Below are 13,646 nucleotides of genomic sequence, written 5' to 3'. Positions count from 1 at the left end.
ACCTGCTAACGACAACTCGAAAGCAATAAACCAATCCTGCCACCCAACTTTTTCCATTATGGAACTGCCTTCCATAACCTCTTGTTTCCTGACTCTGCAGACATATATACCAAACGCGACCAACGGTATCTTAAGTGGTATTATGCCGCCCATTAGTTGACGTCAATTAATGGCAGAGTGACTCCAGACAGAGACCCGTCATCCACGATGACCGGTCTTCCCGCAGCGAACATCCATTGGCTCCATCCGCTATGTACGCCAGCCTCAAGTCAATCACCCTAAGGCCACCCTCCCCAAAAAACGCGCGCTTGGTCACGCTTGTGTTGTGTACCTGCTCGGCGCTTGGCAGCCTGCTGATTTATAGCCTGTCCATTCGCCTGCCGCTGAGTCTGCTGGTACTCAATATCGCCGCATTGGCCTGCGTCTGGGTGCAGCATTGTCTTTCGCGCAAGTCGATAAAGTTTCAACCCCAGGAGTTGGCTGACCGACTGTTGGAGGTTCAGGAAAACGAACGTCACCGGCTCAGTCGGGAACTGCATGATGACATCGGCCAATTGCTGACTGCGGCAAAACTTCAAAGCGACTGGCTCAAGCGCCGAATGCCTGAAGAACTACAGGGACAATGTTCGGTGCTCTGTGACACGCTGGAAGAAACCCTGACCAAAGTGCGAGACGTATCGGCCATTCTCAATCCGAGGCAACTGACCAGTCTCGGGCTGGAAGCCAGTCTGCGGGCGCATTTACTCAAGACGCTGGCCAACACGCCGGTGCACTGGAGCCTGGAATGCCATCAGCGTTTGGCAGGTATACCGGAGGAAATGACGCTGGCTGCCTTTCGAATCACTCAGGAAGCGGTGACCAATATATTGCGCCATGCCGAAGCGAAAAATCTGTTGGTCCGCCTGCAACGTCTACCTCAGGGCCTGACACTGTTGATCAGTGACGATGGCCTGGGATTCGCGCCAGCGACCGATCCAGGTCGTGAGGGGCAACGTGGAATGGCAGGGATGTCGGAACGGATCAATCAGCTGGGAGGCACTCTGAGCGTGACCAGCGAGCCGGGCAAAGGCACTCAAATCGAAGCACTCTTCCCCTGGGCGCCTCGTGCGCTCGAACGGGCCAGTACGAATAAGGTTATGCGTTGACTTGTAACTTACTTCTGGTGGATGACCACTCGCTTATCAGGGCAGGCGTGCGCGCTCTGGTGCTGGATATTCCCGGCTACGCGGTAATCGGTGAGGCCAATGACGGCTCGCAGTTGCTCGAGATGGTCGAGCAACTGTCCCCCGACATCATCCTGCTGGATATTTCCATGAAGGAAACCAGTGGCCTTGACGCATTGCTGCGACTCAAGCGAGTACGCCCGCAGAGCAAGGTGCTGATCCTGTCGATGCACACTGATCCAGCACTCATCATGCAGGCACTGGAATCCGGTGCACATGGCTACCTGCTCAAGGACACCACGGCCACCGAGCTCGAACATGCCCTGGATGCCTTGCGTAACAACGAACGCTACCTGAGCCCGGCCATCGCCCACACCGTCATCAACCAGGCGCTGACCCGAACTCAGAAAAACCAGCCGGAACCTGCAGACTCACACAACTTGACGGCGCGTCAGCTGGAAATCCTTCGGCTGATCGTTCGCGGAAAATCCACCCGGGAAATTGCCAATGGCCTGGGCCTCAGCATCAAGACCGTTGAAACCCACCGCTCGCAGATCATGAAGCGCTTGCAGATCTACGATGTGGCGGGCCTGGTGCTGTTCGCCGTGCGCGAGCAGATCATCAGCCTGGATGATTGATCAATTGCGATGACCCCAGCAGCGGCGAGTTTTCAGGTAAATGCACGCGCAGTGCCGCTGGACGTGTCGAGAAACGCAAGTTGTCACCTTCCAGAGGTTCGCCATCGAGGTTGATGTAGAGGCCTTCCGAGACCTTGATTTCGACCCATGGCAACCGGACTCGTACAAACATGTTGTCGATGCCGAAGCCATCGGCCAGCAGGGTTTTCAAGGTGCCGACGACTTCCTGCGGCGCAGGCAGAATACTGATGTCCAGCAGACCGTCGTCAGCCAGCGCTTCTGGACACAACACATGTCCACCGCCGGCCTGTCGGCCATTGCCGATGCCCAATGCCAACAGCTCGCCACTCCACTGGAAATCAGGCCCCTGCAACTCGCCATAGGCTGCATGCAACTCACTGAAGCGCGATAAACCGGTGAACAGGTAAGCCGCGCCCCCGAGGATTTTTTTCAAGTCCTCCGAGGTGTTTGCCGTGACCTGACTGCCAAAACCGCCCGTGGCCATATTCAGGAACACCTGCCCGCCGACCTCCCCCAGATCAATGGCGCTCGGTGCAATGTCGAGAAGTTCCAGCGCTTGCGCGGGCTCCAGAGGCACGCCGGCGGCACGCGCAAAATCATTGGCGGTCCCCAAGGGCATCAGTACCAGACTGGCCTTCGTCGAATGCGCCGCCAAGGCTTCGGCAATATCACGCAAGGTACCGTCACCGCCACCGGCGATGATCTGCGTGTAGCCTGCCGCCAGCGCTTCATCTACCAGACGCTGTGCGTCGCCCGCTTCCCAGGTCACTCGAACGGCCAGCTCCCAACCCTGTTTGCGCTTGTCCGCAACGGCAGAACGAACCGCCTCGTTGAGCGCTTGCTTGCCATGCAGAATCAACAGCGCCTTGCGTTCGCTCATTAGTTGTCACTCCCATGATTGAATTCCGTATGGAAGATGTTGACCTCATCTCGCCACATAAAAGTCGCAAGAATTTGAATTATTTGAAGTCGAGCCATAGGGCGTCCTACAAGGCGGGACTTTTTCTTACAAAACATGAGGAATCGGCTCAATTGACCGACCAGTGCGAGTGGTACACCTTGGCGCCTGCAGTTATCAAACATCAGCAGGAACTACACAGGGACGTGCCATGCAAAGCCAAGAGATCAGGTCACCGGTCATTCCGGTTGCACCGTTCGCAGAAAAACGCGCCAATCATCAAGCTGAATTCAAAAACAGCGCAAAGCCCATTGGAGAAGCTGCTATGGAATCTCGCGTCGTTGAATTGGAGGCACACCTCAAATACATCCGACGAGACATGGATGAAGTCCGTAGTGACCTCAAATCCATAAAACACCGGCTCGCCTATTCGGCTATTGGTACAGCCGTCGTCATCGGGGTTCTGGCCTGGATCGCCAATAGCCGTTTCGACCAGCTCGTGACACTCCTGGCTCACCAAGGGTAAGCCATGAACGCAAAACCCGGTTCGATCAACCGGGTTTGCGCAGTAAGCCAGCGGCAGGAGTCAGCTCAGGACTTCGCTCAGCGGGATGAAGCCCACGTAGTCACCTTCGATCAGCGTGCGATCCTCCACCACCTCAACCAGACCATCCGCCCAGGCAGCGCTCCGCAGTACACCAGAACTTTGATTCCTGTAGATAATTGCCCGGCCATTCTCCAGACGTCCGCGCAAGTACTCGCGTCGATTGCCTGCTTTTGGCCATGCAAACCCTGCAGGCACCTGAAACTTCAGGGACTCAACCTCTTTTACACCCTGTCGGCGCAAGAGATAGGGCCTTGCCAACAAAGCAAAGGTCACCAGCGTTGAAGCCGGATTGCCAGGCAAACCAATCACAGGTACGCCGCGAAAATGCCCGAATGTCAGCGGTTTGCCGGGTTTGATGGCGAGTTTCCACAACGTCAACTCGCCCTCTTCACGCAAGGCAATGCCCAGAAAGTCAGCCTCTCCCACCGAGACACCACCGGTGGAAAGGATCAGATCGACATCTTTCAATTCACCCAGTTGAGTGCGGGTGGTCGCTAAATCATCCGGAAGAATTCCGGCATCGATCACCTCACAGCCCAGGCGCTGCAACCAACTGCACAGCAACACTCGATTGCTGTTGTAGATCTGTCCCGGCCCCAGAGCCTGACCCGGTTCAATCAGTTCATCCCCGGTGGACAGAACAGCAACGCGAACCTTGCGAATGACGTCCAGCTCTGCGCATCCCAGCGATGCAGCCAACCCCTGTTCGATCGGCCCGAGGCGCGTTCCGGCTGGCAGAATCAATTCACCAACAGTGGCTTCCTGGCCTTGAGGACGAATGTTTTGTCCGGGGGTCATGGTTTCGGTGAAACATACCCGCTCATCCGCCTGAACCTCGGTATTTTCCTGCATCTCGACGCAATCAGCACCGGCGGGCACTGGCGCACCGGTGAAGATTCGTGCACAGGTGCCAGGCTTCAAGGGCTCCGGAGCCTGACCGGCAAAAATCTTCTGGCTGACCACCAGTGGCTCTCCAATCCAGTCGGCCACGCGCAAGGCATAGCCGTCCATGGCACTGTTGGGCCAAGGTGGCAGATCAAGCGTCGAGACCAGGTCATCGGCTAGCACCCGGCCCTGAACCTGCGCCAATGGCAAGCGTTCACGCTCACGAATCGGTGAGGCTTCGGCCATTGCCAGCAAGCGAGCCAGCGCCACCTCGACAGCCAACAAACTGCCGGTCTTGCCTGGCTTACCCGCGGGATTCACAGGGTGCCGCCTGTTTAAGGTGAGCCACGAAGTTGCACGGGCGGTGCCGAGAATCCAGCTGCTCGGCAAGAATGCCATCCCAACCGGTGCGCACGGCATTGGTCGAACCCGGTAAACAGCAGACCAGCGTGCTATTGGACAAGCCGGCCAGGGCACGGGACTGAACAGTAGAGGTGCCAATATCCGCCACAGATATCTGCCTGAACAGCTCACCAAAACCGTCGACCTGTTTATCCAGCAGGCAACTCACCGCTTCCGGAGTGCTGTCGCGTCCCGTGAAACCGGTACCGCCAGTGATCAGCACCACCTGCACGACATCGTCGGCAATCCAGTTGGCGACTTGCGCGCGAATTTTGTAGAGATCATCTTTGAGCAGAACCCGGGCTGCCAGGTTATGGCCGGCAGCGCTCAAACGGTCGACGAAGACCTGGCCTGAGGTATCGGTTTGCAGGGTACGGGTATCGCTGACCGTCAGCACCGCGATGTTGAGCGGTGCGAAAGGTACATCAGCCTTGGCTTTCATAGGCTCATCCAGTTGTAGGAGAAACAGCCCGGTGTTATATCACAGCGCCTCATTTTTTCGCCGCCCCCATGGAGACCTGCCATGACCTCGAATACACATTTGCCGCCCTGCTCCATTCTGCTCCTGGCAGGTGGTCGTGGCCAACGCATGGGCGGTCAGGACAAAGGGCTGCTGGAATGGCACGGCGAGCCATTGATTGCCCACTTGCACCGCAAAACCCGTTCACTGAGCGATGACCTGATCATCTCCTGCAACAGAAACCTGGAAAAGTACGCGCCCTACGCCGACCAGCTGGTTCATGACGATGAAGGCGACTTTCCTGGCCCCCTGGCCGGTATTCGCGCAGGCCTGAAGGCCGCCCGCCATGCGCATTTGCTGGTGCTGCCTTGTGACGTACCACGCATAGACGCCGCGCTGCTCAATAGCATGCGCGACTCCGCCAGCCAGCACCCGGACGAACCGCTGATGCTGCGCCATGGCGAACATTGGGAACCTCTGCTGTGCATTATCCCCGTGGCACTCTCGGCCGATTTCGACAGTGCCTGGAACGACGGCGAACGCAGCCCGGGTCGCCTCATGCGCAAACTGGGCGCTACCGCCCTGCAATGCCCCGACAATGATCCACGCCTGGCCAACCTCAACACACCAGAACTGTTAAGTGCCCACAACTCTGTGTCAGACTGACAGGAGAAGGAACTTGCACGCGCTGTACACGTCTCAAGCTCAGTAACCAAAAGAATTCATATTCGGAGACACACTCATGACTCAACGGACCCTCGCCACTTTCATGCTCGCACTGGGCCTCGCTACCCTCGCCGGTTGCGCATCGCCTACAGTGATCACCTTGAATGACGGTCGAGAAATCCAGGCTGTCGACGCGCCAAAGTTCGATAAGGATTCGGGTTTCTACGAATTCGAACAACTGGATGGCAAGCAGACCCGCATCAACAAGGATCAGGTTCGTACCGTTAAAGAGCTGTAATTTTTGCGGTGACAACCGGATATGGAAAAGCCCGCTTTATGCGGGCTTTTTCGTGGCTGAAGATCAGCAGATTCGCTGAACCTCGTGATCACCACTGCAGGGTGATGGTGCTTTCGAATGCTCTTTCCTCACCGGTGACCGGGTCCACAAACCGTAACCCCTGAGCGAGCAGTTTCAAAGGATTGGCATAGTCATCCTCAATATCCTTGAGTACGTGCGGATAAAACGGGTCGTTGCAGATGCTGGCGCCCAAGGCTGTCATGTGCACCCGCAACTGATGCTTCTTGCCCGTCACCGGGTAAAGCGCATAACGCCAGAGATCACCATTCTTCTCCCTGACTTCGATAGCCGTTTCGGTATTGCTGACGCCCGGACCTTCCTGCATGCGGAAGAAAGGCTCACCATCGACGAGGCGACTCTTATGGACCAATGGAAAAGAGAGTTCAGGCAACGCTTGGGCAATTGCCTCGTAGCGCTTTTCGATCTGCCGCGTAGGAAACAACGACTGATAGGCAGAACGGCTCTGAGGGTTGGCGGAAAACAGCACCAGCCCCGCCGTATGCCGGTCAATGCGATGCAATGGCACCAGATGCGGGTTATCGAGTCGACGAATCAGCCGTCGCAACAGGGTCTGCTCCACGTATTCACCCGCCGGGGTCACTGGCAGAAAATGCGGTTTATCCGCCACGACCAGATGCTCATCCGCGTACAGAATCGACTCAACCACCGGGATCGGCTTTTCGTCCGGCACCTCACGGAAATAATGAATCCGCAAGCCTTCCTTGTAAGGCAGATCAAGGGCGATCGGCATCCCGTGACCGTCGAGGACACGACCGCGAGCGATTCTGTCCAGCCATTGTTCACGACCGATGGCGCTGAAGTGTTCGCACAGACAATCGAGTACGGTCTGCCACGGACCAGGCGGCAAGTAGAGCGTGCTGGCCTGGTTGTGTGCAGCAGAAAAAGATGAAGTGGACATACGAAAGTTCTAACCCTCAATACAGGGCGGCATTATCCAACAGCGGCCGGAACGAACCTAGAAGAGAATCCTCAAGCCGGTATCTGCGTGCGCGCTGCCGCTTCGGTGAACTCCTTGAGCCAGCGCAGCACATCGACCGCCTCCCATCGACCAGGGTCATAAAGCGCATACAACAAACCCTGATAGCCCACGACATCCAACTGCCGGTGATAGCCCGCGCGCTGGAACAAGGCTTCGATTTCGGCGAAACAGGTATTGAAATGCAGTTTATTGAAGGGGGTTTTTCCTTCTGTCACCAGGCCATCCAGACGCAACTCGAGGACCGCCTCGCGCACCACATCCGCCGACATCCGGTTCACGCTGTTCTTCAATTGTTCGACATTGACCACGATTCATCCCTCTCACGCCCGGACTGCCTGGTCAAACCCGAAAACCAGGGACGACAAGGCAGGCATTACGAATAACTGTATGCGCATACAGTATCCGAACGCGACCGGTAAAGCCAAGGGGATCAATCGCAAAGTTCGACAGGCGGGAAATTCGCCGCCACAAAAACCGATCAACGCAGGAGTGCCACCACTTGCTCGGCACTGAAAGGCCAGGCCAACTCAGCACCGGTATCGACCCGTCGTAACACCGGAATACGCAGACTGTAAGCTTCGAACCATGTTTCGTCGTTAGCGATATCCACCAGCTCCACCAGCAGACCTTCGCGCTCGACAAATTCCATCAGCATGGCTTCGGCGACTTCACAGAGATGACACCCAAGGGTGCCGAACAGCTGACATTCAGGAAGCATGAGCGCTCAACCGAAAAAATTAAGTGACTATTCTAGGCCCGCCCCGAAAAGCCGTCGAGCCATTGAATACTCTACCCTTGAGCCATGAACGGCAACGGGCCGCGGCAATACGCTGACGCACATCAGTCGTCTTCAATACCCATTGCGCGATGCTCACGGATTATTTGCCTCTACGCTTGAATTGCCAGCGCCCATCACCGGAGTTTTTCGTGTTCGCCAACCTGTTGATCATCCTCGCCTCCTCCCTGGTGGTGATTGCGCTGTTCCAGCGCCTGCGATTGCCACCGGTGCTGGGCTACCTGTGCGTGGGACTGATGATCGGGCCAACCGCATTCAACTGGGTGAATGAAAGCGAAGAGCTGCCGGACCTCGCCGAGTTGGGTGTGGTGTTCCTGCTGTTCTCCCTCGGGCTGGAATTTTCCCTGTCGAAGATGCTCGTGTTGCGCCGAGTGGTGTTTGGGCTTGGCAGTCTGCAGGTGCTGTGCTCCGGGATACTGCTAGGTGGTTTGCTGATGCTGCTCGGCATGCCGATCACGCCTGCGCTGTTACTCGGCGCCGGCCTGTCGCTGTCTTCCACGGCCATTGTTAGTAAAGAGTTGAGCAGTCTCGGCGAGATTTTCAGCAGTCACGGCCAGAATGCCATTGCCGTGTTGCTGTTCCAGGACGTCGTGGCGGTATTGCTACTGACCCTGGTGCCCGTGTTCGCTGGTAGCAGCGATCAAGCCTGGTATTGGGCGCTACCACTGACGCTGGGTAAAACCGTCGTATTGTTCGTCGGCCTGCTGCTGGCCAGTCGCTGGTTGCTGCCGCGGCTGTTCCATGAAGTGGCGGCTGCCCGTTCCCCGGAACTGTTCGTGCTACTGGCGCTGGTCATTGTTCTGCTGACGGCGTGGCTGACGCACCTGCTCGGCCTCTCCCCTGCCCTGGGTGCGTTTCTCGCCGGCATGCTGTTGGGGGAAAGCCATTACCGGCACCAGATCGAGGCCGACATCCGCCCGTTCCGCGACATCCTGCTCGGGCTGTTCTTCGTCAGTATCGGCATGCTGATCGACTTGCAGTTGTTCGCCAGCCACGGCCTGCTGATTCTCGGCCTGACCCTGGGGCTGTTGCTGCTCAAGGGCAGCGTCGTTGCGCTGCTGGTCAAATGGCGTGGCAGCGATGGCGAAACCGCCTGGCGCAGCGGCCTGGCATTGGCCCAGGGCGGCGAGTTCTGCTTTGCGCTGATGGCACAGATGCAGCAGAACAAACTGATGCCCGCGGATTTTGGCGGCCTGCTGCTGGCGGCGACCTTTTGTTCAATGCTCGTCACGCCGGTGTTGCTGCGCGCCGCACCCCACGTCGCCGCACGCCTGCACCGCAAACCCAACGAAGAAGCAAAACTTGAAGAAATCAGCGCGCTCAATGCCGGGTTACACAACCATGTCGTTATATGTGGCTACGGTCGTGTAGGTCAGTCAATCGGACGCGCACTACGCAACGCGCAGCAACCCTACATCGCACTGGATACTGATCCGGTGCGTGTCCACGAAGCCGCCGTGGGTGAAACCTGTGTGCATTATGGCGACTCACGTCGCGGTGAACTGCTGGTTGCGATAGGGCTGGAGCGCGCCAGGCTGCTGGTCATCGCCGTGGACCAGACCGACATCGCATTGCTGATCCTCAAGGAAGCGCGGCGACTCAACGCGACCGTGCCGATTCTGGTGCGCACACGCGACGACAGCCAACTGGCCGAGTTGAAGGCAGCCGGCGCCAGCGAAGTCGTGCCTGAACTGCTGGAGTCGAGCCTGATGCTCGCCTCCCACGCGCTGATCATGCTGGGATTACCCGCGCATCAGGTACAGGAGCGGGCCGACCAGATACGCCACGACCGCTATCGTCTGTTGCACGGTTTCTATCCTGGCGCTGACGACGAAGAAACCTAGTCCTGGCTCACAGCGCCGATCTTGTGCACCGACAAGTCAGCGCCGTAATACTCTTCTTCCTGACTCAGGCGCAGACCATGGAACGCCTTGATCGCGCCATACACGGCAAAGCCACCAGCCAGCGCCACAACCACCCCCAACGCAGTGCCGATCAACTGGCTGATCAGACTCACGCCGCCCAGCCCACCCAACGCACTTTGGCCAAAAATGCCGCAGGCGATTCCGCCCCAGACGCCACACAAACCATGCAACGGCCAAACCCCCAGCACATCGTCGATGCGCCATTTGACTTGAGCCGCAGTGAAACACCAGACAAACAATGCGCCGGCGATGACGCCAGTGATCAGCGCGCCCACCGGGTGCATCAGATCGGAACCGGCACAGATCGCCACCAGTCCGGCCAGCGGGCCGTTATGCAGAAAGCCCGGGTCATTGCGCCCGACGATCAGTGCCGCCACGGTGCCGCCGACCATGGCCATCAGCGAGTTCACCGCCACCAGTCCGCTGACACCTTGCAAGGTTTGCGCGCTCATCACGTTGAAACCGAACCAGCCAACGATCAGGATCCACGACCCCAGCGCCAAAAAGGGAATGCTCGAGGGCGCGAACGCCACCAGTCGCCCTTCGCGATAACGACCATTGCGCGGCCCGAGCAACAACACCGCCGCCAGAGCCAGCCAACCCCCCATGGCATGGACCACCACCGAGCCGGCGAAATCATGGAAGCTGGCGCCAAAGTGCTCCAGCAACCAGGCTTGCAGGCCAAAGTTGCCGTTCCAGATCATGCCCTCGAAGAACGGATAGATGAACGCCACGATCAGTGCCGTTGCACACAGCTGCGGGACGAAGCGGGCACGCTCGGCGATGCCGCCGGAAATGATCGCGGGTATCGCCGCAGCAAAGGTCAGCAGGAAGAAAAACTTCACCAGCCCATAGCCATGATCAGCATTGATCACCGCCGCCGGTTGCATGAAGGTCACCCCATAGGAAATCCAATAGCCTATAAAGAAGTAGGCCAGGGTCGAAATGGCGAAATCGCTGAGGATCTTCGACAAGGCATTGACCTGGTTCTTTTGTCGAACCGTGCCGACTTCAAGAAAGGCGAAACCGGCGTGCATCGCCAGCACCATGACCGCGCCGATCAGAATGAACAACGTATTGGAGCTATGGACCAGACTGTCCACAGCGCTTTGCAGATTTTCCATGGGGTTGGCAGACCTGAAGGCTAAAAAAGCACTAAAGCAGTTCGCACAGACAATTCATGCACCAAGTTGCACCTTGCCGGGATCAGCAGATTGATCCCGATGAGTCGCTTTGGCGCACAAGGCTGGAACCTTTGCGCGAGTTTTCATTATTTGAGATAAGGTTTTGCTCGAATCCTGCCCAGCAACAGCGCAACGGTGCAGGCAGACGCACCACGACGTAGCAAAAGTTGTACCAGTCATTTGTACTGAACCTTCGCGCAAGGCTCATACTCGAACGATTCAGAAGCCACTTACGGAGATCCACCCATGGCCAGTATCAAGGCAAAGACTGCTCAAGAAATCCTGATGAACGATTTTCAGACGCTGGTCAGCGACACCGAACGGTTGCTGGAACACACCGCAACGTTGGCCGGCGATCAGGCTGATGAGTTGCGCGAGCAAATCCACGACAGTCTGCTGCGTGCGCGCGAAACCTTGAAGTTGACCGAAGACTCCCTGCGCGAACGCAGCAAGGCCGCCGTTACCGCCACCGAAGACTATGTCCAGGCCAACCCATGGCAATCGGTCGGGATCGCGGCCGGGGTTGGTTTCCTGATTGGCTTGCTGGCCACTCGGCGCTGATATGGCGATCGGCGAATCCGGCTCGTCCGCAACGGGCCCAAGCTCCTCACCGCGGCGCCTGGGTGCCGCGTTTCTTGGACTGCTGCACAGCCATGTCGAACTGTTCGGCATCGAATTGCAGGAACAAAAAGCCCGCACGGTAAGCCTGTTGCTGTTCGCAGGCCTGGCGCTGGTTTTTGCCTTGCTGTTGCTGGTGGGGTTGTCGACGCTGGTGATGATCCTGTTTTGGGACACCTATCGACTGGCGGCCATCATCGGGCTCTGTGTTTTCTACACACTTGCGGCCATTTTCTGTGCGATGCGCTTGAGAGCGGCGATTTTCGATGAATCTTCGCCCTTCCACGGCACCCTGGAAGAGTTGGCCAACGATCGGGAGCGCCTGCTGCCATGAGCCTGCCTGAACTGCCTCACAACAGCTCGCGCACTGAAATGCGCAAGGCGCTGATTCGCCTGCGCATGGAAATGCATCGCCAGGAAATTCGCCACGAATCCCGGGAATTGCTGCAACCCTTACAGCGTGTGCGCGGGATGACGCAGAACCTGCATGATGGCTTCGGCATCAAGCACGCTCCACTCTGGGGCGTGGCAGCCGTCACCTTGCTGGGCTTTCTGACGGGCAAGGGCGCCAAGAGCGGTGGCGTCAGCAGCGTCACTCGACTGGTTCGTCTGGGCACCACACTGGGGCCATTGATCAAGCTGGTCATGCAAGGCTCTTCGCGTCACAACTAAGGCCACTATCTGGCTACATTCTTGCAACATCGGGATTGAACCTCTTTATCGAGGGGTTCAATCCTGCGTGCCTGACCGGTGAACAGGTTTTATCCAATAACAAGACCTGACCAAGGAGGCCTCGTGATCGACGGGCAACCGCTCGCCTGTTTTCAGCCGTTCATCGATACCGCCACCGGCCGTATCGCTGGTGTCGAGGCGCTGGGAAGATTGCGCCAGGCCGACGGTCAACTGACCTCGGTGGGGCCGCTGTTCGCCGACCAGCGAACGCCCGCCATCGCGCTGCGCCGTCTGGATCGCCAGATCCGCGATAACGCGCTAAGCCGCCTGCATGAAGCGCCCTCGGACTGGTTTCTGAGCCTGAACATATCGCCACGCTGGATCAACCGCTTGCGACAGGACCAGGCTCTACCGAGCCTCAAGCAATTGAGCAGGCACAACGTCGACCCGCAACGCATTGTCTTCGAGATCACCGAACTGGGGGGCGATATTCAGCGCCTGGCCGACGTCGTGGCGCGCTACCGACAGGCCGGCGCGAGGATCGCCATCGATGATTTTGGTGCCGGTTACTCTCAGCTTGATCGCGTACTGGCCCTGCAACCGGACATTCTCAAACTCGACATGCGCCTGTTCCAGGCCGCAGCGTTGGGTGGACCGAGCAGCGACGTGGTCAAGGCGCTGGCACAAATGGCGGAGAAAACCGGTTGCTGGATCATCGCCGAAGGGGTGGAAACCGAAGCTCAACTGAGTTTTGCCCTGGAGTGCGGTTCGCGCTACGTTCAGGGTTTTCTGTTCGCCCGGGCGCAAACCGATTTCTTTGCCACGGACGCCTTTGTCGAGCGCTTCGCGCAACTGCGTCAGCGCTATGTTCAGCAGAAGCTGGCTGAGCGCGGTCGCCTGATGATCATGCGCCAGCAACTCAGCGAGCTGATGACCATCCTGCAAGCATGGGCTCAGGCCCGCGCGCCACTCAGCGCCTTGCCACAACTGGATGCATTTCCCTGGCTGCTGCGCTTCTATCAATGCGACCGCCACGGTACGCAGCTGACGCCCAACCTTGAATGGCGCAACAACGGCTGGGAGGCCGACAATCGCTACCTGGGCCACAACTGGTCATGGCGCCCCTACTTCTACCACCTGCTGGCAGAGGGTTGGGATGAGCGCAGGTTGACGCTCTCCAATACTTACCGCGATGCCACCACCAACCAGTACTGCCTCACCGCCGGGCAATTTTTCGACAACGGCGAACGACTGCTGCTCATCGATATCGACGCCGCCGGGCTGTAGTTCCGCTTGCAGGTCCGGACGCGAACCCGGAAGCTTAAGCAATCAAACACCTGACGGAGAGAACCC

At 58.0% G+C, this 13,646-nt stretch carries 17 protein-coding genes; 10 read left to right on the top strand and 7 right to left on the bottom strand.

Translation table 11 applies throughout. The annotated features are described in order from the left end of the window. Positions 1-251 precede the first annotated feature (251 nt). Both ACA059_RS08325 and ACA059_RS08320 read left to right on the top strand, forming a co-directional pair. A complete protein-coding gene (locus tag ACA059_RS08325; protein ID WP_497634637.1) occupies positions 252-1,145 on the top strand; it encodes a sensor histidine kinase in 894 nt (297 codons plus the stop codon). Further along, positions 1,142-1,801: a response regulator gene (locus ACA059_RS08320; protein ID WP_497633375.1), complete on the top strand. Its 660-nt coding sequence runs from the start codon at positions 1,142-1,144 to the stop codon at positions 1,799-1,801. The genes ACA059_RS08325 and ACA059_RS08320 overlap by 4 nt, the downstream gene beginning before the upstream one ends. On the opposite strand, the gene yegS is transcribed toward ACA059_RS08320, so the two are convergent. After that, positions 1,785-2,702 (bottom strand): lipid kinase YegS, encoded by a 918-nt coding sequence (gene yegS, locus ACA059_RS08315; protein ID WP_497633374.1) that lies wholly within the window; start codon positions 2,700-2,702, stop codon positions 1,785-1,787. The two genes, ACA059_RS08320 and yegS, sit on opposite strands and share 17 nt — an antisense overlap. Before the next feature lie 229 nt (positions 2,703-2,931). Between yegS and ACA059_RS08310 the strand changes: the two genes are divergently transcribed. Further along, the gene (locus ACA059_RS08310; protein ID WP_497633373.1) at positions 2,932-3,246 is read left to right on the top strand and encodes a hypothetical protein; all 315 of its coding nucleotides are present in this window, start codon (positions 2,932-2,934) and stop codon (positions 3,244-3,246) included. Positions 3,247-3,306: 60 nt separating this feature from the next. On the opposite strand, the gene ACA059_RS08305 is transcribed toward ACA059_RS08310, so the two are convergent. Further along, positions 3,307-4,533 carry a molybdopterin molybdotransferase MoeA gene (locus tag ACA059_RS08305; RefSeq protein ID WP_497633372.1) on the bottom strand — a complete coding sequence of 409 codons (1,227 nt, stop codon included), beginning with the start codon at positions 4,531-4,533 and terminating at the stop codon, positions 3,307-3,309. Then, a complete protein-coding gene (gene moaB, locus ACA059_RS08300; protein ID WP_497633371.1) occupies positions 4,517-5,056 on the bottom strand; it encodes a molybdenum cofactor biosynthesis protein B in 540 nt (179 codons plus the stop codon). Before moaB ends, ACA059_RS08305 begins: the two co-directional genes overlap by 17 nt. An 81-nt stretch (positions 5,057-5,137) precedes the next feature. Here moaB and mobA point away from each other — a divergent pair, with 81 nt between their 5' ends. Both mobA and ACA059_RS08290 read left to right on the top strand, forming a co-directional pair. Beyond that, positions 5,138-5,740 carry a molybdenum cofactor guanylyltransferase MobA gene (gene mobA, locus ACA059_RS08295; protein ID WP_497633370.1) on the top strand — a complete coding sequence of 201 codons (603 nt, stop codon included), beginning with the start codon at positions 5,138-5,140 and terminating at the stop codon, positions 5,738-5,740. Between the two features lie 76 nt (positions 5,741-5,816). Next, on the top strand, positions 5,817-6,038 hold the full coding sequence (locus ACA059_RS08290; RefSeq protein WP_033059146.1) for a YgdI/YgdR family lipoprotein: 222 nt from the start codon (positions 5,817-5,819) through the stop codon (positions 6,036-6,038). 88 nt (positions 6,039-6,126) lie between these two features. Here the strand turns inward: ACA059_RS08290 and ACA059_RS08285 are convergent, their stop codons facing one another. The 3 genes from ACA059_RS08285 to ACA059_RS08275 all read right to left on the bottom strand — a co-directional run bounded on the left by ACA059_RS08285 (position 6,127) and on the right by ACA059_RS08275 (position 7,816). Next, complete coding sequence (locus tag ACA059_RS08285) at positions 6,127-7,017, bottom strand: pseudouridine synthase (protein ID WP_497633369.1); 891 nt, start codon at positions 7,015-7,017, stop codon at positions 6,127-6,129. Positions 7,018-7,088: 71 nt separating this feature from the next. Next, positions 7,089-7,406 (bottom strand): hypothetical protein, encoded by a 318-nt coding sequence (locus ACA059_RS08280; RefSeq protein ID WP_008145883.1) that lies wholly within the window; start codon positions 7,404-7,406, stop codon positions 7,089-7,091. Between the two features lie 170 nt (positions 7,407-7,576). Next, positions 7,577-7,816 carry a glutaredoxin family protein gene (locus tag ACA059_RS08275; RefSeq protein ID WP_497633368.1) on the bottom strand — a complete coding sequence of 80 codons (240 nt, stop codon included), beginning with the start codon at positions 7,814-7,816 and terminating at the stop codon, positions 7,577-7,579. A gap of 209 nt (positions 7,817-8,025) precedes the next feature. Between ACA059_RS08275 and ACA059_RS08270 the strand changes: the two genes are divergently transcribed. After that, on the top strand, positions 8,026-9,738 hold the full coding sequence (locus ACA059_RS08270; protein ID WP_497633367.1) for a cation:proton antiporter: 1,713 nt from the start codon (positions 8,026-8,028) through the stop codon (positions 9,736-9,738). Here ACA059_RS08270 and ACA059_RS08265 read toward each other — a convergent pair. Continuing rightward, positions 9,735-10,943, bottom strand: a complete 1,209-nt coding sequence (locus ACA059_RS08265; RefSeq protein WP_134419154.1) for an ammonium transporter — start codon at positions 10,941-10,943, stop codon at positions 9,735-9,737. The genes ACA059_RS08270 and ACA059_RS08265 overlap by 4 nt on opposite strands. Before the next feature lie 306 nt (positions 10,944-11,249). Between ACA059_RS08265 and ACA059_RS08260 the strand changes: the two genes are divergently transcribed. The 4 genes from ACA059_RS08260 to ACA059_RS08245 all read left to right on the top strand — a co-directional run bounded on the left by ACA059_RS08260 (position 11,250) and on the right by ACA059_RS08245 (position 13,580). Next, a complete protein-coding gene (locus ACA059_RS08260; protein WP_017340000.1) occupies positions 11,250-11,564 on the top strand; it encodes an ElaB/YgaM/YqjD family protein in 315 nt (104 codons plus the stop codon). Position 11,565: 1 nt separating this feature from the next. Next, entirely contained in the window at positions 11,566-11,955 is a 390-nt protein-coding gene (locus tag ACA059_RS08255; RefSeq protein ID WP_282481321.1) for a phage holin family protein, read from the top strand. Continuing rightward, on the top strand, positions 11,952-12,293 hold the full coding sequence (locus ACA059_RS08250) for a hypothetical protein (protein WP_497633366.1): 342 nt from the start codon (positions 11,952-11,954) through the stop codon (positions 12,291-12,293). The genes ACA059_RS08255 and ACA059_RS08250 overlap by 4 nt, the downstream gene beginning before the upstream one ends. Before the next feature lie 123 nt (positions 12,294-12,416). Beyond that, positions 12,417-13,580, top strand: coding sequence for an EAL domain-containing protein (locus tag ACA059_RS08245; protein WP_497633365.1), 1,164 nt, complete (start codon positions 12,417-12,419; stop codon positions 13,578-13,580). Positions 13,581-13,646 lie beyond the last annotated feature (66 nt).

The sequence above is a fragment of the Pseudomonas sp. LBUM1647 genome, from assembly GCF_059716175.1.
Note: the sequence above shows the minus strand (reverse complement) of the source record. Positions and strands in the feature narration are given on the sequence as shown.

What these genes read in the sequence shown, in the direction of transcription:
- ACA059_RS08325 (WP_497634637.1), top strand. Translation starts at nt 252, where the DNA reads ATGTACGCCAGCCTCAAGTCAATCACCCTAAGGCCACCCTCCCCAAAA.
- yegS (WP_497633374.1), bottom strand. Translation starts at nt 2,702, where the DNA reads ATGAGCGAACGCAAGGCGCTGTTGATTCTGCATGGCAAGCAAGCGCTC.
- ACA059_RS08310 (WP_497633373.1), top strand. Translation starts at nt 2,932, where the DNA reads ATGCAAAGCCAAGAGATCAGGTCACCGGTCATTCCGGTTGCACCGTTC.
- moaB (WP_497633371.1), bottom strand. Translation starts at nt 5,056, where the DNA reads ATGAAAGCCAAGGCTGATGTACCTTTCGCACCGCTCAACATCGCGGTG.
- mobA (WP_497633370.1), top strand. Translation starts at nt 5,138, where the DNA reads ATGACCTCGAATACACATTTGCCGCCCTGCTCCATTCTGCTCCTGGCA.
- ACA059_RS08290 (WP_033059146.1), top strand. Translation starts at nt 5,817, where the DNA reads ATGACTCAACGGACCCTCGCCACTTTCATGCTCGCACTGGGCCTCGCT.
- ACA059_RS08285 (WP_497633369.1), bottom strand. Translation starts at nt 7,017, where the DNA reads ATGTCCACTTCATCTTTTTCTGCTGCACACAACCAGGCCAGCACGCTC.
- ACA059_RS08275 (WP_497633368.1), bottom strand. Translation starts at nt 7,816, where the DNA reads ATGCTTCCTGAATGTCAGCTGTTCGGCACCCTTGGGTGTCATCTCTGT.
- ACA059_RS08265 (WP_134419154.1), bottom strand. Translation starts at nt 10,943, where the DNA reads ATGGAAAATCTGCAAAGCGCTGTGGACAGTCTGGTCCATAGCTCCAAT.
- ACA059_RS08260 (WP_017340000.1), top strand. Translation starts at nt 11,250, where the DNA reads ATGGCCAGTATCAAGGCAAAGACTGCTCAAGAAATCCTGATGAACGAT.
- ACA059_RS08255 (WP_282481321.1), top strand. Translation starts at nt 11,566, where the DNA reads ATGGCGATCGGCGAATCCGGCTCGTCCGCAACGGGCCCAAGCTCCTCA.
- ACA059_RS08250 (WP_497633366.1), top strand. Translation starts at nt 11,952, where the DNA reads ATGAGCCTGCCTGAACTGCCTCACAACAGCTCGCGCACTGAAATGCGC.